Raw genomic sequence first — 24,348 nt, 5'->3', positions numbered from 1 at the left:
AAGTAGCCACCAAACTTACTGGCGGCACAATCCAATTACTATTGCAGGAAACATACTATGGCCTCACTGCAAGACCAGCTGTTACAAGCAGGACTCGTCGACAAGAAAAAAGCCAAACATATCGGTAAGGAAAAGCGCAAGCAACAGAAAGTTGCAAAGAAATCTTCACAACCACAGGTAGATGAAACAAAGTTAGCCGCGCAGCAAGCGCGTGCGGATAAGGCTGCACGGGATCGCGCCCTGAATGCCGAACGTGACGCTGCGGCTCAACAGAAGGCCATCGCAGCACAAATCAAGCAGCTGGTGAACAACAACCGCCAGCCCTACTCAGGTGAAACCGCCTATAACTTTACCTTTGATAAAAAAATCAAAACTATCTATGTCAGTGAAATCCTGCGGGATCATCTCATTGCCGGCCGGTTGGTGATTGTCGCCCAGGGTGAACAGTTTGAACTGGTACCCAGAGTGATCGCCGACAAAATTGCCGAGCGCAATACCGAAATCATTGTCAAACCTACCGAAACTTCGACCTCGGTGGACGAAGACGACCCCTACGCCGACTTCCAGATCCCCGACGACCTGATGTGGTAAGCCGGTACATGGAGCAACAAGTTACACAGACAGTGGAACAATGGCTCACCGATGTTGTGGTGGGCCTAAACCTCTGCCCTTTTGCGCGCAAACCACTACGCGCAGGCCAGATTCGTTATAAGGTCTGTAAGGCAAACAACGAGGATGCTTTACTAGCAGACCTCCTTGCTGAGCTTCAACGACTCGACAGTACGCCGGAAAACGAACTCCTGACTACCCTGCTGATTATTCCAAATTACCTAAAGGATTTTGCTGACTACAATCAATTCCTCGATCAGGCCGAATGGCTACTGAAGCGCAACCATTACGAAGGTATCTATCAGCTGGCCAGCTTCCACCCGGACTATCAATTCGCAGGTACTGCCCCAGAGGATGCCGAGAACCTCACCAATCGGGCACCCTACCCGATTTTGCACCTGCTGCGGGAAGAAAACCTAGCCAAAATAATTGATCTTTACCCAAACCCGGAAGCTATTCCGGAAAATAATATCCAACGGGTAGAGTCTCTTACTCAGGAGGAGAAGCTAAAACTCTTTCCTTACCTTTTCCAGCAGCTGAAAAAATAAACGATGAAGCCCATCGCAGAACTTCTTCGCTTGAAGAAGAAACTCCGCATTATTGGCTTTGACGATGCCCCTTTCCAAAAAGAGCGGGGCTCACCTTAAACATCAGCGGGATAATATGTACCGATACCCGCTTTGAAGGCATGCTCTGGGGTGAGGTACAAAAAGACGGCATGGATGCTACTGAAGTTATCACGCAAATATTGCAAAGCAGCAAGTTTTACCCCCAGATTAACGTGGTACTGATTGATGGCGTCGCCGTTGGAGGCTTTAATATCATAGATCTCCCCAAACTGGCTGAATCCTTGAAGCGCCCCTGTATCGCGGTAATGCGTAAACCACCGGATATGTCAGCCATTAATAAAGCCCTGAAAAACTTCCCTGATTATTCACTACGCAGGGAGATTCTACTTAAAGCAGGCAAGGTTTATTCTCACCGTAATTTTTACTTTCAGGTACAGGGCTGTGTCCCGAACATTGCCGCCCAGATACTTGAGCAAGCTACTGATAACGGCAATGTGCCTGAAGCCCTGCGTTTAGCGCATATGATAGGCGCAGCAGTAATGACTGGACAAAGTGGGAACAGAGCCTGAAACATCTCCATCTCTTTAATGTATTTTCTTATCCTTGGCACCTTTGAATTTATTCTTTCCACAATCCAATTAAGGCTAAGAGTGAGGACATCTTTCATTGGATACCAAACTATTATCGGCGACCTGTATCTCAAAATAGGCTGTTAGGAATTCTTTTATCGATCTTTCTGCTCAGCTCTTCTCCCCCATATTGATCAACCCTCCCAAGATATCTCAAAATATCTATTATACTCAGCAGCAAGCAATAGTAATCTGAGTAAATCAGGATCACTCCAATGCCTCAATACTTCAATATCACCTACTGCCTTGACCTCAATATCACCAAGAAAGTAAATTACGCCTATATAGAGGATAATAAGCTGGAAGAAGGCTTTGTTGGTTACAGGTATCGAGTGGAATGTACATGCAGAGCAAAATACCAAGATCCTCCCACCGACATGTCATTCCTGAAAAAAATATTTAAAGCTGAGATTCAGGATCTCTGCGATCATGCTACGATTATTGATTATCAAGACCCCTTTTTAAAGGAAATTATTAACTCCATAGAATACATGGGCATAATCTATCAACAACAAAAAAAGGCACAATTTATTCAAGCGAACTCCAAAATTGGGAAATTGTGTATAACACCCTTTAAACCAAGCTCCGAAAACCTCGCTAAAGCTTGGCATGGTGCCATTCATCAAAGAGTTGCCGCCAATAGCTCAGACCTAGATATTAATTTCGAAAAGATCAAAGTCTGGGAAACCAACAATTGGTATACAGAGTTCTCTGTAGATCTGTAATTAAAATAGTGGATAGTGATAGCAAAACAAGTTTCACTTAGAGTGGACCACTCGGGTACATTTCAAGGCTATTCTCACTGGTTTTTAATGAAAGTAGCCCTGAATATTAAAAGGTACTGCAATCTACAGAATAACAGCGCTATCCCTCGAGCCAGAGGTGAAAAGAGCGACTAAAGAAAACTGGCTAAACCCTTGGTCCGTTGAAAGAAACTCCTTGCACCAAAAATGTAAATCTTCAGAAAATGCAGCTATAGCGGATTGTTTGTCGTCATCAGTTTTAAACTGAGATTCTTGAAATTGCTTTTCCAGCGCAGTGAAGTGACAGCGAACAACAGCCTGGGCATCATTCTTTCTTTGGTCATCCGTGACGGTCAGGGTTAATTGCGAGCTGATGGGTTCCCACTGAATAAAGAAGTAACGAGAACTATCATTTACATTTTTACTTAGCTTGGAAATAGCCAACTCAAGGCTTTCGGCAAGATCCTGATAAATACCCTCACTGCTTAATGCCTGACTTTCCGCATTATATATTTTATACTCAGTATTATCCCCCTCTACCGCTTCAAAGGCGGATATCGAATGACTCATATCCCAAATTAAACCCATAACTCCTCCAGCCAGTCGATCGATTACTCTTACAAGTGAACTATTTTACGACGTTCACGGCCTCCGTACATCCACTTACGAGGTTCAATTGACTGTATAGATTATAAGCAGTGATCTAGGCCAAGACTGTTATATTTCAGATACTCAGAAAAGGACTATGAGGACTACCTGCCCTCAATTTCGGTCAATTTCCGCGACTTGTGACAGTCTAAAAACCTAACCCCATTTGCCAACCGCAGCCTTTACTTGTTTGTGGGGCGCTGAGATACACGCATGGTGATGTCCGCGTGAAACACTTCCTCACCGTTAGCATCGAAGACACCCACGGGCATAACCACATCACCAACCTGAATAGATGCAAAATCTGGATACTCACAAACCGCACGCAGGTTGGTTTTTGCCATTTTCAGGTACTTAACTTCCATCCCCACGGGTATCCAACGAAAGCGGCGATCCAGAGAAACATCCAAGCAGACCCCGCCGGCTAGTTCGGCAGCATTACACATCGCAATCGCATGCACTGTGCCTATATGGTTTGTCACTCCCCAACGTTTCTTCAGCAATACTTCTACACGCCCCGGTGATACCTCAGTAAAGCAGGGCTTAATAGACCTAAAGTAAGGTGCTTTGAAAGCGACCACCTTCGAAACTGTCCAACGCCCAAACGCCGAACCACCAAACTTCTTCCAAAGCTGCAAAACTGCACTCTTCGAGGACTGATACTCCATCTTGTCTCACTACCTTAACCGTTTACTGATAAGCCCTTTGCTAAGGGGCTTGTTAACGGGGGCACTATACAACATCTCTTCTCTAAATCAGGTAATCAGAACTATCAGGGTAATTGACCCTCAAGTGCGCCTAGGGGTTGCCCAAAGACAAAGGAAGCGGAAGATGACCTGTACTCAAGCCTGTGTAGGCTCTCATCCACAGTTTAACCATGCATGCCAACCCTGCACTGAAATTAGCATTTAAATAGAAAGTAAAAGTCGAAAAGCTAAAAACACATTCACCGGAACTTAAATATCTATCTATAGCTTGTGAATTGTGAGAACCATTTCTTATCGACAACATGTAATACTTGAAGAAATTTTACCTATGAATCTACAGCAAAATCAAAAAAACCTAAAAACCATCTTTAACTTGTATGCTGGTTATTGTTCAATTTCGTAAGTTAAAATCATAAAAGTCTAAATACTAACATTTAATAAAAGAGGCTTGCCAATGCCTATTGAGCGATTAAGAACTCCCGAAGAGCGCTTTTCCCTTCTGCCAGGCTTTCCCTATCAACCAAAATACATCGATACTCTGGATGGATACGATTCAATGCGTATGGCCTACATTGATGAAGGCACCTCTGATGCAGAAACAACATTTCTTTGCCTACATGGGGAACCAACCTGGAGCTATCTGTACCGAAAAATGATTCCAGTATTCATAGAAGCTGGGCACCGGGTTATTGCTCCTGATCTCTTTGGTTTTGGTCGTTCCGATAAACCAACAGATGACAATACTTACACCTTTAATTTTCATCGCAACAGCCTGATACAACTTATTGAACACCTAGACCTAAAAAATATCACTTTGGTATGCCAGGACTGGGGTGGACTTCTAGGCCTCACTCTGCCAATGGATATGCCGGAAAGATTTACACGATTACTGGTAATGAATACTGCGATTGCAGCGGGGGATGGCGCTTCGGAAGGTTTTTATCAATGGAGAAATTTTTCTGTCAGTGTTCCAGAGATACCGGTAGGCGGCTTAATTGCCACTGATGCCAGATCGGAAATCAATCTATTTGATATAGTGGCTTATGATGCTCCCTTTCCCGATAACAGCTATAAGGCCGGTGTTCGTCGCTTCCCCTCAATTGTTCCCGTTGATCCCGACATGGAGGGGGTAGAACTGGGGCTAGAGGCCAGAAATTTCTGGTCCAAGACCTGGGAAGGCGAAAGCTATATGGCAATTGGAATGAGGGATGCCGTACTCGGTGAAAAAGTAATGGAAATGCTTAGGGGGATTATCAAAAATTGTCCTCCGCCTCTCAAGATTGAAGAGGCTGGTCACTTCGTACAGGAATATGGCAAGGAAATTGCTGAAAAAGCCCTATCTCATTTTCAACTACAAAAACCTGCCCAATAGATAAGAGTTAAAAAATTAGTGTTCATTGCATCTAAATCAGGCCGAATTAACGGCCTGATTTACTAATCGAATAATTTAATCAACACAACTCAGTTATTGACAGTAAAACTGCTCGACTTGCCTGAGTAGCTGCTAACCTTCCCTGTCCAGCCACTTTTCCAGTTTCCCTTGTGTTTTATGCGATAAGTACCCGCAGGAGTATCCTCACCAATTACCCACTGCCCTTCAGCAAAGGAGCAGGCCAGGCAGTCTACCGCAGTATCCCGTGTCCAGATAAAGCGAGTATCCAAGTCATTGTCAGTAAGATAGGTTTCCCAGTTGCCATTTACCTTACGTTGAATCTCTATAAAGGTGTCTCCCGTTCTGAAATCGTTACGGGGATGACCGGAGCGAAAACTCGCGGAGACAGTATCACCAACAGAATAGTTGCTACGTACATCATTCCAAACCTGGCCGAAGGATTCCCATAGGCGCTTATCATCGTAGACGACACCAATGACATGAATAATTTGGTCATTCGATAAATCTGTTGGTGTCGGCCCTGCATCCACCGCCAGATTATTATTCATGGCGTTGGCCATACCTGTATAAATCTGTTGATAAGCCGCCAAGGTATTGGGCCCATAGATCGTGTGCCCCCCCTCATAGTGTTGTCTGTCAAATTCTTCATGAGTGGTCACATAACCGGTATAAGCATTGGCCAAACCGGCAATAACTACCCTGGCAACACCGTGCCCCTGCATTGAGGCCAATACCTTTTCCTCCAGGCGGCGACCAGCCATAGTGGTCATTTCACTCGGCGCTGCCACTAGGACCAGGGACCCAATGCGAAACATCTGAAATGGCAGATAAGGGGTATACAGCTGCTGCCCTACTACTTTACGCTCAACAAAAGTGGGTTTGGGATATTGGCAAGGATCATCCTGTGTATCCTTATAAACTGCAGCCGCAGAGAAAGCGTTCATTAACCCAAAGAGCGGGAAACCTCTGATCACTGATTCGAATAGGCTTTCGCTGCGGTCCCACTCAGTGCCTTCGTTTTCAACTGACATCCCCTCGAAAATACCATCAATCCCACTGGGACCATCCCAGGAAGAGCCAGCTGTGAATGACCAGCCCACGGCACCTTCGCAAATGTTTTGCTGCCCTTCGCCAGTATATTCCCCGGCTACGGTATAACCGGGGAAATATATGTATTGATGGCGATAATCAAGATTGTTCAATAATTTATTGTTCGAGGTACTGTAAAGAGACTTCGCTTTGTTTGCCTGTTTTTCTGCAGCCAACTCAAGACTCTCATATTCACTGGAGCCACAACCATTCCCTGGGCCACAAATATTGGGAGAAGCGTCACCTAGATTACTATTGGCAAAGGCCGCAACAAGATTTCCTGTCGAGTCTGTCTGATTTGAAGCCCATTGCTCAAATAAATAACTGGCAGCCCCCTTGTGATCACTACTCAACTGACGTTGACTGGTACCGAGTGAAACATTGTGTAGCGCAAACCAGTTAATAATACCCAATGCTTTATTATTCGCATTAACCAGCTTGAGCTGCGTCATAGTTTTGTTGGTATCGTATTGGTAATTGCCCGTATCCGGATTTTGCGCGTAGGGCTCCGGGTTGCGGTTGACACTCGTGTTGAGCAAGGTACCTTGCTCCAGGTAAATGTCGCCCTCTGCCAAACTGCTATTTGCCATAACAATAGATTGGTAGATACCTTCTATGATCGCGTTATAGTTATCTTCCGCATAACCCAGTGCACTCATATTGAGCATCACATAGTGATCATAACCTCCAGGACCTACGTGGGTGTGGGTGGCCGTGAGCATCACATTTTCATCTGTAAAGCGGTCGTTGCCATACCTACTCTTGAGCTTAGCAACCACACCCTGTTTAACACCTTGAGTAATACTCTGTAAATCGGCGGAAACAAATACCAGACGCTGACTATCATGAGGATTGGCGATTACAAAAGCACGGGACCACAAGCGGCTATGAATTCCTTTGGTTGTCTGACTGGTTTCGCCATAACCAACCATACCAACATCGGCGGCTGGCCCAGTGATATCGTATTTACCCGTACCTAACAGCCACTCTGCACTAAGAGCCAGGGGGGAGAATCCAAGCAGTATAAAAAATGTGGTATACCATCGAATTATTTTTGTCTTCATTTTTTCTCCATAATTTTTATACGAAAGTCCTTTCAAAGGCCCTCTATCCTTGATTTCAAGGCGCCAAGAAGCCAGTCCCTTTCGAAAAAATCAGCTTGATATTGTGTGATAAAAACTGGCCGAACCAGTGGATATCTGTGAGTAATTACCAACTACTCACAACGGTTTCTCTTCCTGATACCGCTGCCTTAGCATTCTAGAAACTGCGAAGAATGATCGGCAGGGTCGATGTCCTTGATCGCACCAGGCGTTTATTATTCTGTAAAGGCACGCGGGTGCCAGCATACTCTAATTATCCCAGTCAGTGTGGTTAATAGAACTCAACGGCCGCCAAAATAAATCTGACATAATAAATTTCAAAGTAATACCAACCCAATAAAAAACAGAAATAACAATTAATTATTTCTGTTTGCGCCAACTGACAGCACTATTCATCTTATAAAGCACAACAATAAAAAGATGACTCGCGCGTTCTAACAAACACCTGATCAGCCGCTCATCTACCATGGCGATAAAGGACGTAATGAAAAAAAGACCGATAAAACTCATAGGCTTCCAGTAAACAATCACTGAGGAATGCTGGGAAGGGGATCAAAGTATGGCCAAGTCTTTTTCAGATAAAATGACCTACAAATGGGAGAAAATAGAGAAAAATATACCTTGGCTATTTAGTCATGAAAATCCCGATATTCCAGAAAGAAACTTTATTGCCCAGAAAGGGCCCTATGATGAGTTGCAAATAATGAATAAGCAGTGGTTAGCAAATGCGTATTAAATTACTCAAAGCGGGTTTCACCTCCCTATTCTTACTCGGCATCACATCTCTCTCCATGGCCGCAACCAACTGTAAGGTCAATATGGATGTCCAAAGTCAATGGGATAAGGGCTATATGGCCTCTGTAGTGGTCCGCAATACTGGCACAGAGCCTATTAATGGCTGGAACCTTAATTGGCAATGGCCCGGAGACCAGATAATTGACGGCTCCTGGAATGCCAAAATTTCCCAAAATGGCAATACTGCAACAGCGGAAGGTACAGGTGACTTTGCCAATATTCCCGTGGGTGAGGCTCGCTCTTTTGGCTTTAATATCGTCTACTCTGGAGGAACACAAGTCCCCTCCAAAATCAATGCCAGTTGTCAGAATCAGCAAACCCCTCCACCGACAACATCAGAGCCACCGAAAACCAGCCCGCCCCTATCAGCAATAGAGAGCTACAACTATATTTTGGGCACCCAGACTATCAGCCCCAAGTACAGCTTCACAGGCGAAGGCTCTCTAGTGGAATCCGCTAAAGCCATCCGCGCAATGGGGTCCAACCTACTTAAGATCGCCCTGTCTACCGGCTTGTACGATGAACTTAATGGCTTGGGCCTTGACTACCAGTTCAAACGGATGCTGGAAGAAGTACCCGCTTACCGAGAAGTGCTCGATATGGACTTCTCCCACTATATGTTCTGGGTGGAGGACTCCGGATCTTGGATGGACAATAAAGGCATGTCTCAGGAAGAGCTCACCTGGCAGTACGATAAGATTTATGCGATGGCCGAGTATCTGTTAACGAAATACAGCGGCTCAGGTAAAACGTTTATGATCGGTCATTGGGAGGGCGACTGGAACCTCGTGCAAAAAGCCGATGGAACACGGGACGACAACCAAGTGAAGATTGACCCGCTGCGAATTCAGGGATTGATCGACTGGCTCAATATTCGCCAAAAAGCCATTGAAGATGCCAAGGCCAATATTCCCCACTCCAACGTCAACTTGTATCACTATGTAGAGGTGAATCGGGTTGAATCCGCAATGCAGGGTAAAGAGCGCATCACCAACGCCGTGTTACCACACACCAATGTCGACCTCGTTTCCTACTCAGCCTATGATCTGACTACCAAAGAGAAACATTCTGATTTCGCCACCCTACACACCGAGCTAACCAAAGCACTGGACTTTATTGAGTCAAAACTGCCGCAAAAAACTGGCCTGCCCTTCGAAAAGCGGGTGTTTATCGGTGAATACGGTTACGGTGAATCTTGGTTTAAAGACTGGGGCCCCCGCTCTGGTGAAGCGCAAGATATGTTGTCTCGCAATGTAATTAAAACCTCTCTTGAGTGGGGCTCTCCCTTTATTCTCTACTGGCAGATGTACGGGAACGAATACGATAGCTGGATTAAAGAATTTGTCGGTTACTGGTTGATTGATAACAATGGCAATAAAAAGGAGATTTATCAAACCCACAAAAATTTTTACACTGATACCAAGAGCTATCTAAATAACTATCACACCAAGCAGGGGGCTCTGCCCTCAGAGTCTGAATTCCGCGCTTTTGCCCTAAAATGGTTTGAATCCTCTACTGCTACCAAACCTGACAATACCACTGAGCCCACATCAGGTACGAACACTGGGAACGGCACTAATACTGGAACTGAGCCAACACCCACAACACCCGCAGAGCAACCCCAAGCCTCAGGTCAATGTACGGTGGAATACGCCATTCAAAATGACTGGGGTAATGGATTTATGGCCAATGTTGTCATACGCAATACCGGGGATCAGCCACTGGATGCTTGGCAAATAAAATGGCAATGGCCGAGCAACCAAAAAGTAACCCACTTTTGGAATGCTGAGGTGGTTGACCACTCTGGCTCGGTAACCGCTAGCGGCCAGGATGTTATTCCACCAGGAGAGGCACGTGCCTTTGGATTTAATGGCGAGTATAGCGGAACCAATAGTCAGCCAACTCTTACTGCCACCTGCCAAGCCAGCGGTTCATCCCAGGTTGGCACCGGCAATCCAGCAACTCCCCCCGTAGCCGGAAACCAACCCGACGATCGCGGAAGCTCCTCTCAGGATGGTACCGGTAAAATCAAACTTTGGTTTATCGGGGATTCAATCACTTATGGTATGACCACCCTGCCCTACAACTCCATGGGGTTCCGCTCACAAATCTGGCAGCAAATCGTCGAGGCCTCTGATGGGAAATCCAGCTTTCCACTAAGCAGCAGCGATAGTAACGGCAGCCTGACCATTAGCTATAATGGTCAGCCCGTAGAAACTATTGGTACTGTGAGTGGCCCAACCGGACCCGATGGAGTAGAGAAAAAGACTGGAAATTACTGGCATACCGGAATTCCTGGAGCAAGTACGAGCGATATGCAGTGCTTTCTTAATCCTACAGGCCATCAAATCCCAGCAGGTTATAGCTCTGCCAGCTGCGCAGATGCTATTGCCTACTTTAATTCTGTCGTTACTGAAATGTGTCGTGAAAGTGGTAATAGCGCAGGGTGGTTAGACAACCAAGCCTGCCCATTAAACCTAAATCTGGCGGCATCAGATGCTATTATTGTGCCTATCCAACTGGGCACAAACGATATCACCCATCTCAATCGGAATGGCGCTACCCAATGTAGTGCGGCTCCGAAGGCTGGGAGCCTAACGGCTAAGCGCCTAGACGAAGTAGTGGAAAGCATTATCTCTAGCAATAATGCTCGAGATAAAACAACGTTGGTGGGCAAAATATACAGCCACCTAAGTGCAATGGGTATACCGGATAATAAAATTGCCTTTGTAATTTCCACCATTCCCCGTAGAACAAACTTGGATGGTCAGGACCCTTCCAACCATTGTACGGACTATTACAACACGAAAATCAAGAGTACTATTGCTAGTATCACTCCTCCGGTAAAGATTCTTCTTGTTGATCAGGGCAATATTGTACCGACAGGTGATTCTGTACACCCAACAACAGCCGAACATAAAGTTATGGCCTGCAACTTGCTGTATGGCTATAACTATGGGCACTCAGAAAATTTTAACTGTCCTACCCCTAATAGCACACCAAAAACTGGATTACTGCAAGCTTTTGCTGCTGTATCAGTAAAATAGCCCCTATTAGCTATTAGAAAGGAGTTCTAAAAATTCTAGTATCCATTAAAAAATAGAAGTGATTTATTGCGGAGCATTTTTGCAAGATATAAAGTCCCCATGAATTGGTGCGGTATCATAAATAATTGTTACAGCCATAAAAGTACTGAAATCTTCCGTTAAATCGAAGAGGTCTACCACATCAATTGTGGCCGGACCTCTTCCTTCTACTGACCGGGTATAGCTAAGATGTAATGCAACTTGGTTAGCCTTTAACACACCCGAAAGTATATTGTTCAGTTTCATAGCACGATCACTAATTGACTGAAAAATATAGGAATAAAAACTCTCTACTGAGCATTTCCCAAAAATTGGCGAATAGACCAAAGCATGTTCTGTAAACAGTGAAAGAAGTGTATCCAAGTCCCCCCGCTCCAAGGCAGATAGATATTGGTAACAGAGCTGCTCGGTCTCTTTAGTATCTACAGGTTTCTTCATCATTTATCTTGCCTAGCCAAAGTTCGATCCACCATCTCACCACAAAGCCCAAGGTAATTATTGGGATCAAGCAGCTTATCCACTTCATTATCGGTTAAGGCCTTAGAAACCTCATTATTCTCCTTTAATAGATCCGCAAATGGTCGATCAGTTTCCATTGCTTGACAGCAAATTTTGTAAACAAGATCGTGAGCTTTCTCACGGCCAATCTTTGGGCCTAGCCCCATCATCACCGCTTCAGAAGAAACCAAACCTCCAGTCATCTGTAAATTTCGCATCATATTATCTGGGTGTACATTGAGACCCCGCAACGCGAACTTCGCCTGTGCCAATGCCGCAGCGGATAAACAAAAGATTTCAGGAAGAACCACCCACTCAATCTCCCAGGTTCCCGTCGCACGCTCGTGATCTTCCTCCATAGCATTGAGTAACGCCGCCACCTGTTGTCGCACAATGGGCACTATTCCACTCATATATACTGAGGAAACTGGGTTGTGCTTTTGCGGCATAGTGCTAGAAGCACCGCGCCCCGCAGTGAAGGGCTCCGTGACCTCCCCGACTTCTGTCTGTGCCATCAGTTTGATATCTAGGGCTATCTTACTCAGAGTGCCGGTGATTAACCCCAATAGACAGGCGACTTCAGCTATTCGATCACGCATGGTATGCCAGGCGATAACAGGTATAGCGAGATTAAGCTCCTTCATAAGTCCAGCCTGCACCGCTAGGCCTTGATCTCCCAAGGAGGCTAGGTTTCCCGCAGCACCACCAAATTCCCCGACTAGGACTCGTTTCTTAATTTCTGCAAGCCGTTGCTGGTGCCGATGAAAACCCGCTAACCACACAGCTGCTTTATAGCCAAAGGTAATTGGTACAGCTTGTTGAAGGTTACTTCTCGCAACCATTGGCGTATCCCGGTAATCCTCGGCTAGAGCGGCCAGCGCACCGGCGATTTCATCTACTTCCGTCTCCACAAGCTTTAATGCTGCACGAATCTGCAATATAGTAGCGGTGTCGGTAATGTCCTGAGTTGTTGTGCCCCAGTGGCACCACTGCCCTAGCCCCCCCTTACAACGCTCAACTAACTGCTGTACAACTCCAAATACCGGATAGCCAATTAACTCTGTCTGGGATCTCAACTGCTCAAGGTCAATTTCTTCAGCACGACAATGTTGGCAAATCTCATCTGCTGCCTCTTTGGGAATGATATCAAGTCTCGCCTGTACCCTGGCCAAGGCAGCCTCTACATCCAAGTAGTACTGAACTCTTTGCCGGTCAGAAAAGATCTCACTCATGGCAGGAGTGCTAAAGAGACCAGAAAAGACCTGCGAGTCTATAAGAGTTGCAGCCATTGTTAACCTCCCAAATAACAGGTAACAGCAACGCTTTAAAGCAAAGTGTAATAATCAAGAAGAGCATAAAATGAGGCAAATACAAGCATCAGAGTACATATGCCACATTTTCTTTAAAGAGTAGACAATAGTCCCAACTTTCAGAGACATTGGTATGATCCATAGCTGGTAAACTTAACCGGGTCAAATTAAGAAACTATGTAATCAAATTGAAGCAAAGTTGAGATATTCGGCGCTAACCAGCACCTAGGCCAAATGCTAAGTATCCGGTAATAGCCAACAGGAGCAGAAGCCCAATTAATCCCGCCCGACCAGGTAATTCTGCAGGTGATGACTGTATATTTTTTTCACGTACATAGGTGTTAACAATTAATCTTGCTTCTTTAAGATTAATATTCTTGTATTCACGCAGAAGCTTCATAGCTTGAATCATTTGGCCACTTTCAATTGCATCAACTACATCTTCTTCCAATTTCATCATTGGTCCAATTACCGCTTAATGAACTATAATTTTGGCATATAAAACATGAAAATTCATGAAACCTACTATAGTTATGTCGAACCATTCCTATTAGTGTAATTGGCTCTATAAGAACATCCCCTCAAGAACCTGACTACAAATACCCACAAATTCTTAAACAATCGTTAATGTTACTGACTGAAAAAATAAAATATATACTCTATAACCACCAAGAATAAGCCACCACTTAATCCTTTTTTGCAACTACAAAGAAGTCAACTCGAGCAGGCGAAAATAAATCAGTATCAACCCATACTAACCAGGAAAAGCCATCTTTGGAAACCCTAAAGACAGCAACCTTAAAGCACCTAGATCACACAAAAATATTACCAGTGAGACTTACAAGTGCGACAACTATACCCTTCTCACACACCGACCAACACAAGAGCAACCCCCTTTAACCCAGTTAGATATTGAAATCATTGATTTAGATCAATCACCCGCACCTCAAGACAGGAAATCAAAAAACATAAAAATATCAAGAATGAAGTCATTAACAACCAGAAAGCCTACAGCTACATCAATCAAAAACTATAAAGCACAAAATATAAAGCATGCTTTTTAAAAAATTTTTGAGCACACAAAAAATCATTCACCATTCAAAAGAAAACAAAACAAATATTAAACCTGCATCAACTCTCTCTTAAAGAAAGCAAATACCCCCAAATAGGTATAGAAATCTAATCACCAAGAATCACAGCTAACAAAAAACCATAAAATAAGAAGCGCCCACGGGAAATCAATTACAATTTAACAATTGCCAATAAAAATCCAACTTCGTATACTGAAATTCTATCAAAAAACAATAAACTTAAAGCTAGTGGGCACAGGATGTGCATTGACAACCTGAAAAGCAAACAAGCTATACCATCAACATCTAGAAAAGGAATTTTAACATTAAAACGAGCAACACAAGCCGAGTTTGGCTGGAAGATCTATCCGAGGAAGCACTTAACCATAGGGCTGTAAATCATAGCTATTTAATACAATTTAGCGAGGCATCCCTGCCAAATTTTCCTTACGTTGTGGCTGATTTTGCACAACAATACAGCCTATACACATCCCGATTTATTAACTTATTAAGTGCAGCCATCTCCAAGCTGACCATTCCGGAGCACCGAAATATACTCTTGGAAAACCTGAACGAAGAATCTGGTAATTATGAGGAAGATGAACTCCGAATACTAAATCACCATGGAATAGATCCAAGGTGGATAAAAAATATCCCCCATGCTGATCTTTTTACCCGCTTTAAAGAAAAGGTCACACAGGGTAAACAAGAAACACCTCTTTCAGATGATGCAATCATCTGGTATGACATGCTTTCAATGGTATTACTTTATGGCTCTACCGAGGAAGCAATAGGAGCTTTAGGGATAGGAACAGAGCATGTAGTAAGTACAATTTATCCATATATAGAAAAGGGGTTGAAGCATTTACCTGAAATTCAGCCCAAGGACTACTGCTTCTTTTCCGTTCACACTCTAATCGACGATGATCATGCTGAAAGCCTCAACCAGATCGCATTAACTTTTGCCGAGACAGAGGAAGGAAGGAGGCGTCTTCGCCAGGGTGCAACTAAGGCTCTGAATTTAAGAGCTGCTTTTTGGGATGGCATGCTTGCACGAGCATACAACAATACAAAAATCATCGACAAAAATTATAACTCGACAACCACACAAGTATCAGGAGTGGCTCAGGATGAACCAACCTATATCAACTGAATCAATTTATAATGCACAAGCCACGAATTGGCTTAGATCAGAAAAAATACTGTTGAGCGACTTCACGGCAAGACCTCGTGTTTTAGAGGCTCTGGGCAAAATCAAAGACCAAGATATCCTAGACTTTGGCTGTGGAGAGGGCTATGTATCACGCATGCTGATAGAGGCTGGTGTCAAGTCAATTTTTGGAGTTGACTCTTCTGCTGAAATGATAGCTCAAGCACAATCGATGGCTAAGGAACTCAAGCTATCTAATGCAACTTATACCGTGGGCAATGCAGTTTCATTTAATCAATTTCCACAAACCAGATTCGACAAGGCCATTGCCGTATTCCTTTTCAATTACCTGACTATCGAAGAAATGACTCAGGTAATGAGTAAAGTACGCTCTTTGCTGGTAGCAGGTGGTACTTTTGTCTTTACCGTACCCCATCCCTGCCTCCCATTTATGAGGGAAGAAAGCCCACCGTTTTACTTTGAACATGGTGAAAAATCTTATCTCGACGGTATAAATAAGACCTTTGAGGGGAAAATCTGGCGTAGAGATGGTGTCCCGGTCTCTGTTCGCTGTGTACATAAAACCTTTGCACACTACTTCGAAGCCCTTGCTAAAGCCGGCTTTAACAGCCTACCCGAAGTCAAAGAATTAGCTGTAACGGATGAACATCTGGCATTTGACCCTGAATTTTTTGGTCCACTAAAAGGCTATCCACTGCATGTGTTATTTAAGGTGAAGGTAAATGATTGATATAGCGCCTGACGAGACTATCCGTGCACAGGCATGGACAGCCGCAGAGTTGGAAGCTAAACCCAACTGGAAATTTAATTGGCCTAGTGACTGGCCAAATGAAATCAAAGCCCTACAAGAATGGTCTAAAGCGCAGGACAACCCTATTCAGGCTTTGCAAGCAGATTCTGTTGCCACCCCTCAGTTTGATCAGCTCGCCCAAAAAATCAAAAGTGAAATCCATGATGGCAATGGTGTTACATGGATTCGAGGAGTAAAAGGCTTTGATCAAGCAACACTAAATCTTCTGTTTCTCAAAATCAGCCTGGCAATGGGGCAGACTATTGATACCTACGGTAGACTCTACGGAATTTTAGATACGGGCAAAAGCTATAAAGACGAAGCCATTCCTGTTTCACAAACTAACGCAGCAACTGGTGTACATACAGATAGCTCACAACGAGCCATACAACCAAATATTTTAGGTCTCTGCTGTATTACCCCCGCGATTCAAGGTGGTAAATCTAAAGTAGTTTCTGCAGCCCAGGTACATCAAAATCTCAAGAAACAGGCACCTAAAAAACTAGAGCTGCTCTACAAGAATTACATTCGAGATCTTGTCACACCAGGGAGCGATAAAGATATTCAGAATATTCTGAACAATCATTTCCCGATTTTCAGCTATGCCAATGGCAAAATTTCTATCCGCTATATGCGCTACTGGATAGAGAAAGGCCATCAACGAGTCAATAATCCCTTAACGGCAGAGGTACTTCAAGCACTGGATCTTCTTGATGGAGAACTAAACAACAAAGAAAATGTTGTTAGCTTTTATATGAATTCTGGTGATATGATTTTTATTGACAATACTAGAGTCTTGCACGATCGCGATGAATTTATAGACACACCCGAGCAAAAACGAATATATACAAGGGTGTGGATAGATTAAGTGCTTACAGGCTCCAGGAGAATCTTCTCCGGGGGCCTGGCAATTAGGTGCATTAGTCTACTGGGTAAGTAATTATAAAGTCGGATCCAATTTAATCATTCTCACTAGCAACATAAGTATGAGGAAGCTGAATATATTCAAAAAACTTCCGTCCAAATCGGCCTCCAGTACTCTCTCTAACTCCAGGCCTGCCAAAAAGCAGCTCCCCTATATTCACTCCAACCCCAACATAGAACTCTCTACGCAAAGGGTCGTCTCGTTCTTTTTCTTTCAAAGTGAAACCCCGAGCAAAGTACCCCCCATGAAACTCCAAATAATTAAGAGGATTTCTCCGTGATAACCCAAAGCCACTTAACTTCATAGCCAGTAGATATTTTTGCCCCGAGTAATCTGAGTGTGGCTTAAAGCCAGAGCGATTACCCGACGGAAGATATTCTAGACGAAAATCCAGCTTTTCCCTAAGCCCGGGGATATTCCGTCTTAGGTAAGAGATTCCTACCCCTGCAGTATTGGCAACAACGTCCTCCCAGGCAAAGCCATGCTCCTTAGAGTAACCATCGCCTAACTCCACAAATAACATACTCAACCAAGCTAGAGTAACTGCACTAGCCTCCGCCCCCACAGCATTATCAGCCTTGCAGTGAATGGCATCTGTAAAGAATTCACTGAGAAGATAGCTCCCATAGACATGACCGAGCTTATCCATACCACCATTGGCAGTATCATCCTCAAAGAAACCCTCACTAGTTGTACCAAAACTACTAGATCCCCAGTCCCAATCCACTAAACCAATCGCTAAAGTGGAAACAGCTACTCCTGCAGCCTCAAATGGAATGGTAGAAAGATGCTGCTTGAATTTAGGCAGTTTAAAGCCATGCCATCTAGAATCAGCCACCGGATACTGCTGTACACAACCAAATCTTGGTGATTCTTCGAAGTACACTGAATTACGGCCTACAGGGCTGGCCACCTCTTTAGCTAACCCCTCAAAGCTCCACATAGCAAAAAGCATGACCAAAGAAATTATCTGAGCTATTACACGATTCATCATTTCCATTTATTCCTTTAATAGGAAAATCCGACTTCAACTGTTATCACATTCAAGGGTAAGTGTTGTATGACAAAGCAAGCTATCTTAGCAGTGAAGCCAAATTTGATAGCTCAACCTTACTTATTAGCTCTACATATACCAATCATTAAGCATAGGAATAAATATAGACAAGGTCCAGAAACAGACCTAAAGGAAATTATTACGCCAAAAAAGTGGGGGCGGGCATATTGAATCAACTTATATTAATACTGGAACAACTCACTTCAAGACAATACATCAAAATACAAACACCGCCCCATGATCGGTAAAGCCTCTATAAAGGTAATGTAATTTATTTAATATGAATAATCGACTAGCCGCCAAGCATTGACGCTACAAATTAAAGATTAGTAAAGATCAGCGTGCAACAACATTGCATCATATAAATTTACTGCCTATCAATACTTGAAAGTGCACTCCAAAAATTTCTCTCATAGGCTTGAATAAGCCTTACGCGAGTTTCAATATCCGACTCACTTACTCCGGAAGCTAAGCCTTGTGCCACTATTGCTATAGCCTGCTCTCTAAAACCAGAAGGTAAAATGCTAAAATTGATTAAGAACTCCAACTGACTGTCAGACAATCCCTTATATTGTTTAAGTGCTTTTGCCATACGGCCGACATTTTTACCAAAACTTTGAAAGTTGATTAAAAGAGCTGCCGCAATCTCTGCAGGTTGCGCATAATTTGCCAGCCATGTTGTATAAGCTGGATACGCTTGCGCTCCAGCTAGTGGACGATACTTAGTAATTTTACTTTCCGAGATATTAAGCGCCTGAATGAGAGCCGGTAATTGCTCACTGGCTGACATTTCATTAACCACTAAACGATAAAAGAATTTGTTAGTCACTTTACTTGAAGAATCACCGAATCGATGCAATGAGAGTGCGTTATTGCGAAGGTCAGATTGAATAATCAAACGCTGTTCCAGTGCAAAAGCGTTTATAACTGACATTGACAACTCATTCTTCTCTAGCTTCTGGAGAATGACAGGAACTTCATTACTAAGATATTTCTTTTCAAGCCGCTGAATTAACTCCTCGGCCTTATTTCGCTCTTCCTTAACAGCCTCAGCTACAGAATCCGCCATAGCCATTACAAAGAAAGTCACAATAACCACCATCCTGGCAAAAAATCCTAAAGTCACCTTATGGCATCCCCGCAATTAAAACATTAAGTGTAGCACCCTTTAGGAGGTTTAATTAAGCCGCCTCAAGAAACCTCAAAAGATAATGTAGATAAATTACCACCAGAGGAGATATCATTCATTTAAAATTAACAATAGACATAAATCGCTACCAGCAAGACGAAACTGCTTTCATTAAAAATGAATAAATTTTCCTTGCATAAAAACTTTCAAAACTGACATTTAGCCGGCCCCACATATTCACCTCAATAAACAACACAGTTTATATTAAGTGCGCAAGAAAACCCTCTACTGAACCTTGAATTTAACTTTAATTTACCGATCACAGGATAAAGGGATCGGTGATCTCAACCTCAACTAGGTCAAGCCGCGAAAATTACCATTGGAGTTTAATTGGAAACTAGCTTCACCAGAATAAAAACTTGTACGGAAGGGTCAGAACCCACAGATGATTTCCCACATTCATAAAGAAAAGTTAACATTGCCTCACTTTCTCTTATCCAACACCAAACTCTTAATGAAGTAAGTTGTAATACAGAAAAAATTAATCAATTACAAAAATTTCTCTAACCGTTATCATAATCATTAAGTAAATTTAATCACCAGCCCTAACGGCATCTGAGCCTTTCTATTTGGACACAGTTTAATAACCACACTCTATCACTGGACTATCAGTTAAAAGCTACTTAACCCTCCCTCACCCTCAAAATATTTATCTCAAGCCTCGTCACTCATACAATAAAAACTTGTGAAACAAAAAAGAAAGCCATTTGAAATGGTATATAAAAATATTTCACTATGATAATATAACAGAAGCTATTGATGATAACTTTATAGCTCAGTTATCTTCAGTGGATTCAAAGGGTCTAAGAAGCTTTCTTTCTGACTTCTTGGACGAACCACAAATATTGAGTGAATTTTATACCCTTATATAGGTACGGTAAATTAACTAATGAGAATTAAGATTTTATTTTTGGCCCTCTCAATCTTTTCTTTATTACCATTGAAATCCCTCGCAGGGCATTCCGGTGAGGCTGGGGGAAGCGTTCAAAACATTATGGTTCACCGTACTATGGATGTTCCAGTTTTGATGTTTTCTACGAACCCTTACTTTGATGCACCGATTTGTCCAGAATCAAATAAACCTGCAATACAATGGACAGTTAAACTGGATGAGTTTGGAAAATCTGTTTACTCTCTTGTGCTATCGGCACAAGCACAAGGGAAGAAGGTCAAAGTAACTGGTTCTCATCAATGTTCAGACTGGCCAGATAGAGAGTCTATTTTCTATATTGAATTAGTAGACTAATCTAAAGCAGCAGCCATTTACAATTGAGCTCCATGTCTTCGAGTTAAATGATATGGGGCTACTGCCTATTGTATATGCACAATTTCACTGACCGCTTTAAACATCAAATTTAATAACTCTCGTTAAGATGATCATTACCACATCTACATCAACCTAAATCGATACCAATCTTTTTACCTTTTAATCAAAGTTAACAACCAAGGGATAAACCTTAAACTATTACTCTCGCTATACCTTCAAGATCCAATGGCAACTCTAAACAATTACAAAGTGCCTATAACAACACTAATATTTAGCACCCTAGAAATTATTGTTAGAAGGGAGAATGAGCAATAAAACTTTTAATTTAAATTGCTTGTATTACCTGCCATACTCACCTACAGCAGATATTAATAAAAAGTACATCTAAAAGTTCAACAACTTTTTATCAGCAAGCGCTAGAAGTAAGCTTCTTTTTGCAGAAAAGTACTAGTATTTATTAGCATCTAAAGGTTTTCACAGGGATTCAAATACGTAATAATAGAAAGCTTACAGTGGCGTCAAAAGACAAATTTTCTGGGCGATCCGCTGTGAATCATACGAAAATAGTTTCTATGGAAAATTAGGATATGAAATTAAAATCCGCCATATTTGTTTTAGCTTCCTTTTTGTTTACCTATGATGCCTTTGCTGGCAGCACCACTAGTACAGTTCGGAAAGTCGGCTGTCACATTGACCACAATCACTGCTTTGTCTACTTGAATGAAACAATTGAAGATAAAGCAAATTGCGGGAATAATTCCTCCCTAAGATGGGATGGTTCAGGGAACACCTCACAGAATGTCCAAGCAGCTTTATCAATTTTACTTACAGCCAAAACTACAGGACAAGCTGTTGAATTTGGATCTGCCGGTGAAACCTGTTTTGGAGGATACACCAGCTTTACCTCGCTAGAATTACACTGAATAGTACAGAAACATTAGACTAATCCTTTATCTTCTTTCGGTATATTTGGCGATAGTGTAGGGGCTTGTTGACTGGAGGATTTCCGCATTAATAGGCCTAAAATCTTATTTCCCCCACCCCCCACACATAAATACCTATAGGTCAAAGCAAATCCTAACCATAAATAAAAATTGATACAACCCCCCCCTTCAACTGTACAATTATTGAATAGTTATTACACTTTTACATTATAAGATTTGCATAAAACCTTTTATAGAAAACAACATGAGAAATATTGTTAAAGCTGGATCCGCAATTTCATTGCTTTTGAGTTCAAGTATCACTGGGGCAGCCACCTCAACTGCAGCTGGTTGCACAGGCACGGTGTCTAAAGTATGGGTAGAAACCAATGATTACCTGTACTATGAGATAGAGCCATCGAGTTCAACCTCATGCACCTGTAACTTTAATATAGGTAACGCGAAAGGTTTTATAGTTCCCTCAAGCCAGCCGAATAAAGATGAACAGTATACAGCCCTTTTAGCCGCATTTATGGCTGACAAGAAAGTTATGGTCTGGTATGACTGGGACGGCGTGGATGGCAGTAACAGGTGTAAAGGCTACAATATATCGCTTTCTAAATAATCTCTAGATTTCGACATACTTATGTAGTGCCGATGAAGTAAAGAGGCAGCCAACCAAACTAAAATTGGCTAGCTGCCTAATTAATAAGCTGGTATACCATAAGGATTGATATAAAATCGTTATCCTTGAAAAATACCAGACCACGCCTTTAGCAGAAATTTATCAATAAAAACTCTAACTATTATCCTAGGTATCAACCAGTTCTTTGCTTTCAAACCTGCTCACTTCAAAAGCAAAGAAATCCTGAACACATCCCCCCGATTAGTTAGCAATTACTGACTCAAGATGAGACTTTTACAATAAACTCAACTAGACGCTAATATATAATTTAACTAACCATTAAATTTCGCTAGGTTCATATTATATTTAGCGACCAGTAAAATTAATTAGCGCATACGTAGTCTGGTGAATTCAGCCGCACTACCAATACATGAGGCTTCGCTGATCTGAAAATCAATTGTTCGGTTAGATGCCTGGGCAGCCAGGGCAATAGAGAGCGCATGCGAGCAAAAAGAGTTGTTCGCTGTTGAACAAGCAATAATCGTCTCATATTTTGAGCAACTTGACTTTTTACTGGTAGGCTCTTTTAAGTGTATATAAATCATATCGCCACTAAGGGCTTCCACCAAACGAATTTCCTTACCCTCATCATCCAGCGCAAGAGCAGCGCTGGAAGTGAGAGAGAGCAGTAACAAGCAGGATATTTTTTTAAACAACACTCTAAAAGACATTTTCTCTTCTTTCTTTATAAATACTCGACATTAACCAACGTGAAAAAGATGTATTCTTACTGGCGAGCTCAGCCCGATATCAAAAAAAACATCCTAAGAATTTAGGGCTTGTACTTTCATTTCACGCTTAAGATCAACCTAAGATTTCAACCTCTTCAATCACAAAACATATTCAATCTAAATAAACAAAGGCAGTTTACTTTTTCAGCGTAACACGGTTCGCCTTGCAGCTGCCATTAAGCGCCATGGAAGGCTTAAACTGAACCGCCACTTTTTTATCAGCACTCAAGGCAGTTAACACGGCACTGTAGGTTACATCTTTGTTTTTTGCCTCCAGTGGAACATAAAAACCATCCGGACAAGTGCTATGCGCCTGGGTAGTTGGAGAAAATTTTATCCCCCAGTCATCAGTGGCACTACTCGGCCAAATATCAATTGAAACTACTGTATCGCTGTGAGTGATCCACTCTTCCGCCAACCCCATTGCTGGAAAAAAATAAGCCAATGATGCCACCAATATTTTTTTCATATACACCTCTTAAAATAATTCAAAAAATCACCAACCTGCTAAGAATACAGCGACAATTTAAGACAAAAGATGCCACTGAATTTTAAATATATATTAACGAATCTTATATTATTTAACAATATGAACTCCAAATTCCCCCCTTGCCTACAAGGTTCTTTTCCTCCTTACCATAATAATTGGCCTTAGGGGTGTTTGCCGCATTCTCAATACTGCACTACTTAATCGCAGATCTATAACATCTACTTAACGATACGAATCATTGAGGTAGCGTCATACAACCCTAAACAAGTCTCACCATCTACACGTATCTGCACACCTTTTCCCAAACTAAATGCTGTCAATGCCGTGTCTATATGGCTTCGCCTTTACCTTCCTGTAAAGGCCATGCAACCCATCCTCCACTTTCACACTTATTATATGAGGCATAGTTACTTCAGTTTTTAATAAACGCTTCACTATTAGTTACCTGAATTTGGCAAATTTCAAAAGTGAAATCTGTGCTGAGTGCGGGTGCTGACAAAAACAGTATTGATATCAAAGACTTTAAGCGCACAAATAGGCCCTTCATTTATTTCTGTGCATCTGCCATATCGCCCACATAAAATTCAGCGATTTATGTACATAAGAATATTACACAAGCACCGATCAGAATTTAGGAGCTCCCTTAATCAGGGTGTCTAATCTGGTGACGAATATATGGATCAAGCACCGCTGCACCATCAGGATCAAGCGGTATCTGGGCGAATATTTATTGAGTCTGATCTAAACTAATCAACTTAAAAAAGCTACGGTTAACAAACTATTCATGAAAAGCGGTACTGCCCCACCAGAAAAGTGCGAACAATATCAAGGCTGAATTTTCAAGGCCCTCAAGGGTGAATACTGTTTATTAATG

Annotated in this window: 23 protein-coding genes; 13 read left to right on the top strand and 10 right to left on the bottom strand. The window is 42.5% G+C overall.

Annotated features, from left to right (window positions below; genetic code table 11):
• Positions 1 to 57 precede the first annotated feature (57 nt).
• The 4 genes from ACJJIV_RS17785 (at position 58) to ACJJIV_RS17770 (ending at position 2,532) form a co-directional block, all read left to right on the top strand.
• A complete protein-coding gene (locus tag ACJJIV_RS17785; RefSeq protein ID WP_444889801.1) occupies positions 58 to 591 on the top strand; it encodes a DUF2058 domain-containing protein in 534 nt (177 codons plus the stop codon).
• 8 nt (positions 592 to 599) lie between these two features.
• Positions 600 to 1,157 carry a DUF1415 domain-containing protein gene (locus ACJJIV_RS17780; RefSeq protein ID WP_444889800.1) on the top strand — a complete coding sequence of 186 codons (558 nt, stop codon included), beginning with the start codon at positions 600 to 602 and terminating at the stop codon, positions 1,155 to 1,157.
• Between the two features lie 140 nt (positions 1,158 to 1,297).
• Positions 1,298 to 1,747 carry an endonuclease dU gene (locus tag ACJJIV_RS17775; protein WP_444889799.1) on the top strand — a complete coding sequence of 150 codons (450 nt, stop codon included), beginning with the start codon at positions 1,298 to 1,300 and terminating at the stop codon, positions 1,745 to 1,747.
• A 275-nt stretch (positions 1,748 to 2,022) separates the two neighbouring features.
• Entirely contained in the window at positions 2,023 to 2,532 is a 510-nt protein-coding gene (locus ACJJIV_RS17770) for a 6-carboxytetrahydropterin synthase (protein ID WP_444889798.1), read from the top strand.
• Positions 2,533 to 2,655: 123 nt separating this feature from the next.
• Here ACJJIV_RS17770 and ACJJIV_RS17765 read toward each other — a convergent pair whose 3' ends face one another.
• Both ACJJIV_RS17765 and ACJJIV_RS17760 read right to left on the bottom strand, forming a co-directional pair.
• The gene (locus ACJJIV_RS17765) at positions 2,656 to 3,138 is read right to left on the bottom strand and encodes a hypothetical protein (RefSeq protein ID WP_444889797.1); all 483 of its coding nucleotides are present in this window, start codon (positions 3,136 to 3,138) and stop codon (positions 2,656 to 2,658) included.
• 242 nt (positions 3,139 to 3,380) lie between these two features.
• Positions 3,381 to 3,866 carry a hotdog fold domain-containing protein gene (locus ACJJIV_RS17760; RefSeq protein ID WP_444889796.1) on the bottom strand — a complete coding sequence of 162 codons (486 nt, stop codon included), beginning with the start codon at positions 3,864 to 3,866 and terminating at the stop codon, positions 3,381 to 3,383.
• A gap of 493 nt (positions 3,867 to 4,359) precedes the next feature.
• Here ACJJIV_RS17760 and ACJJIV_RS17755 point away from each other — a divergent pair, with 493 nt between their 5' ends.
• Positions 4,360 to 5,277, top strand: a complete 918-nt coding sequence (locus tag ACJJIV_RS17755; protein ID WP_444889795.1) for a haloalkane dehalogenase — start codon at positions 4,360 to 4,362, stop codon at positions 5,275 to 5,277.
• An 89-nt stretch (positions 5,278 to 5,366) separates the two neighbouring features.
• Here the strand turns inward: ACJJIV_RS17755 and ACJJIV_RS17750 are convergent, their stop codons facing one another.
• Positions 5,367 to 7,451, bottom strand: coding sequence for a neutral/alkaline ceramidase (locus tag ACJJIV_RS17750; protein ID WP_444889794.1), 2,085 nt, complete (start codon positions 7,449 to 7,451; stop codon positions 5,367 to 5,369).
• A 598-nt stretch (positions 7,452 to 8,049) separates the two neighbouring features.
• On the opposite strand from ACJJIV_RS17750, the gene ACJJIV_RS17745 reads away from it, so the two are divergent.
• Together ACJJIV_RS17745 and ACJJIV_RS17740 are read left to right on the top strand one after the other, a co-directional pair.
• On the top strand, positions 8,050 to 8,226 hold the full coding sequence (locus tag ACJJIV_RS17745; protein ID WP_444889793.1) for a hypothetical protein: 177 nt from the start codon (positions 8,050 to 8,052) through the stop codon (positions 8,224 to 8,226).
• Complete coding sequence (locus tag ACJJIV_RS17740; protein WP_444889792.1) at positions 8,216 to 11,332, top strand: cellulose binding domain-containing protein; 3,117 nt, start codon at positions 8,216 to 8,218, stop codon at positions 11,330 to 11,332. The genes ACJJIV_RS17745 and ACJJIV_RS17740 overlap by 11 nt, the downstream gene beginning before the upstream one ends.
• Before the next feature lie 63 nt (positions 11,333 to 11,395).
• On the opposite strand, the gene ACJJIV_RS17735 is transcribed toward ACJJIV_RS17740, so the two are convergent.
• The 3 genes from ACJJIV_RS17735 to ACJJIV_RS17725 form a co-directional block, all read right to left on the bottom strand.
• A complete protein-coding gene (locus tag ACJJIV_RS17735; protein ID WP_444889791.1) occupies positions 11,396 to 11,812 on the bottom strand; it encodes a nuclear transport factor 2 family protein in 417 nt (138 codons plus the stop codon).
• Entirely contained in the window at positions 11,809 to 13,158 is a 1,350-nt protein-coding gene (pcaB, locus tag ACJJIV_RS17730) for a 3-carboxy-cis,cis-muconate cycloisomerase (protein ID WP_444889790.1), read from the bottom strand. Before pcaB ends, ACJJIV_RS17735 begins: the two co-directional genes overlap by 4 nt.
• 235 nt (positions 13,159 to 13,393) lie before the next feature.
• Positions 13,394 to 13,636, bottom strand: a complete 243-nt coding sequence (locus ACJJIV_RS17725; RefSeq protein WP_444889789.1) for a hypothetical protein — start codon at positions 13,634 to 13,636, stop codon at positions 13,394 to 13,396.
• Positions 13,637 to 14,703: 1,067 nt separating this feature from the next.
• Between ACJJIV_RS17725 and ACJJIV_RS17720 the strand changes: the two genes are divergently transcribed.
• Genes ACJJIV_RS17720 through ACJJIV_RS17710 form a run of 3 tightly spaced genes read left to right on the top strand, consistent with a single transcriptional unit; the run spans position 14,704 to position 17,078 of the window.
• Positions 14,704 to 15,402 (top strand): iron-containing redox enzyme family protein, encoded by a 699-nt coding sequence (locus ACJJIV_RS17720; RefSeq protein WP_444889788.1) that lies wholly within the window; start codon positions 14,704 to 14,706, stop codon positions 15,400 to 15,402.
• The gene (locus tag ACJJIV_RS17715; protein WP_252082512.1) at positions 15,380 to 16,150 is read left to right on the top strand and encodes a class I SAM-dependent methyltransferase; all 771 of its coding nucleotides are present in this window, start codon (positions 15,380 to 15,382) and stop codon (positions 16,148 to 16,150) included. The genes ACJJIV_RS17720 and ACJJIV_RS17715 overlap by 23 nt, the downstream gene beginning before the upstream one ends.
• The gene (locus ACJJIV_RS17710; RefSeq protein ID WP_444889787.1) at positions 16,143 to 17,078 is read left to right on the top strand and encodes a TauD/TfdA family dioxygenase; all 936 of its coding nucleotides are present in this window, start codon (positions 16,143 to 16,145) and stop codon (positions 17,076 to 17,078) included. Before ACJJIV_RS17715 ends, ACJJIV_RS17710 begins: the two co-directional genes overlap by 8 nt.
• A gap of 91 nt (positions 17,079 to 17,169) precedes the next feature.
• On the opposite strand, the gene ACJJIV_RS17705 is transcribed toward ACJJIV_RS17710, so the two are convergent.
• Together ACJJIV_RS17705 and ACJJIV_RS17700 are read right to left on the bottom strand one after the other, a co-directional pair.
• Complete coding sequence (locus tag ACJJIV_RS17705; RefSeq protein ID WP_444889786.1) at positions 17,170 to 18,135, bottom strand: DUF2279 domain-containing protein; 966 nt, start codon at positions 18,133 to 18,135, stop codon at positions 17,170 to 17,172.
• Between the two features lie 421 nt (positions 18,136 to 18,556).
• The gene (locus ACJJIV_RS17700) at positions 18,557 to 19,315 is read right to left on the bottom strand and encodes a thiaminase II/PqqC family protein (protein WP_444889785.1); all 759 of its coding nucleotides are present in this window, start codon (positions 19,313 to 19,315) and stop codon (positions 18,557 to 18,559) included.
• Between the two features lie 952 nt (positions 19,316 to 20,267).
• Between ACJJIV_RS17700 and ACJJIV_RS17695 the strand changes: the two genes are divergently transcribed.
• The 3 genes from ACJJIV_RS17695 (at position 20,268) to ACJJIV_RS17685 (ending at position 22,193) form a co-directional block, all read left to right on the top strand.
• Positions 20,268 to 20,624: a hypothetical protein gene (locus tag ACJJIV_RS17695; RefSeq protein ID WP_444889784.1), complete on the top strand. Its 357-nt coding sequence runs from the start codon at positions 20,268 to 20,270 to the stop codon at positions 20,622 to 20,624.
• Positions 20,625 to 21,232: 608 nt separating this feature from the next.
• The gene (locus ACJJIV_RS17690) at positions 21,233 to 21,568 is read left to right on the top strand and encodes a hypothetical protein (protein ID WP_444889783.1); all 336 of its coding nucleotides are present in this window, start codon (positions 21,233 to 21,235) and stop codon (positions 21,566 to 21,568) included.
• 265 nt (positions 21,569 to 21,833) lie between these two features.
• Entirely contained in the window at positions 21,834 to 22,193 is a 360-nt protein-coding gene (locus ACJJIV_RS17685) for a hypothetical protein (protein WP_444889782.1), read from the top strand.
• A 386-nt stretch (positions 22,194 to 22,579) separates the two neighbouring features.
• Here the strand turns inward: ACJJIV_RS17685 and ACJJIV_RS17680 are convergent, their stop codons facing one another.
• The gene (locus tag ACJJIV_RS17680; protein WP_444889781.1) at positions 22,580 to 22,924 is read right to left on the bottom strand and encodes a hypothetical protein; all 345 of its coding nucleotides are present in this window, start codon (positions 22,922 to 22,924) and stop codon (positions 22,580 to 22,582) included.
• A 196-nt stretch (positions 22,925 to 23,120) separates the two neighbouring features.
• Entirely contained in the window at positions 23,121 to 23,453 is a 333-nt protein-coding gene (locus ACJJIV_RS17675) for a hypothetical protein (protein WP_444889780.1), read from the bottom strand.
• Between the last annotated feature and the right edge of the window lie 895 nt (positions 23,454 to 24,348).

It is taken from the genome of Microbulbifer mixtoriginis (SeqCode) (assembly GCF_052466765.1).
Note: the sequence above shows the minus strand (reverse complement) of the source record. Positions and strands in the feature narration are given on the sequence as shown.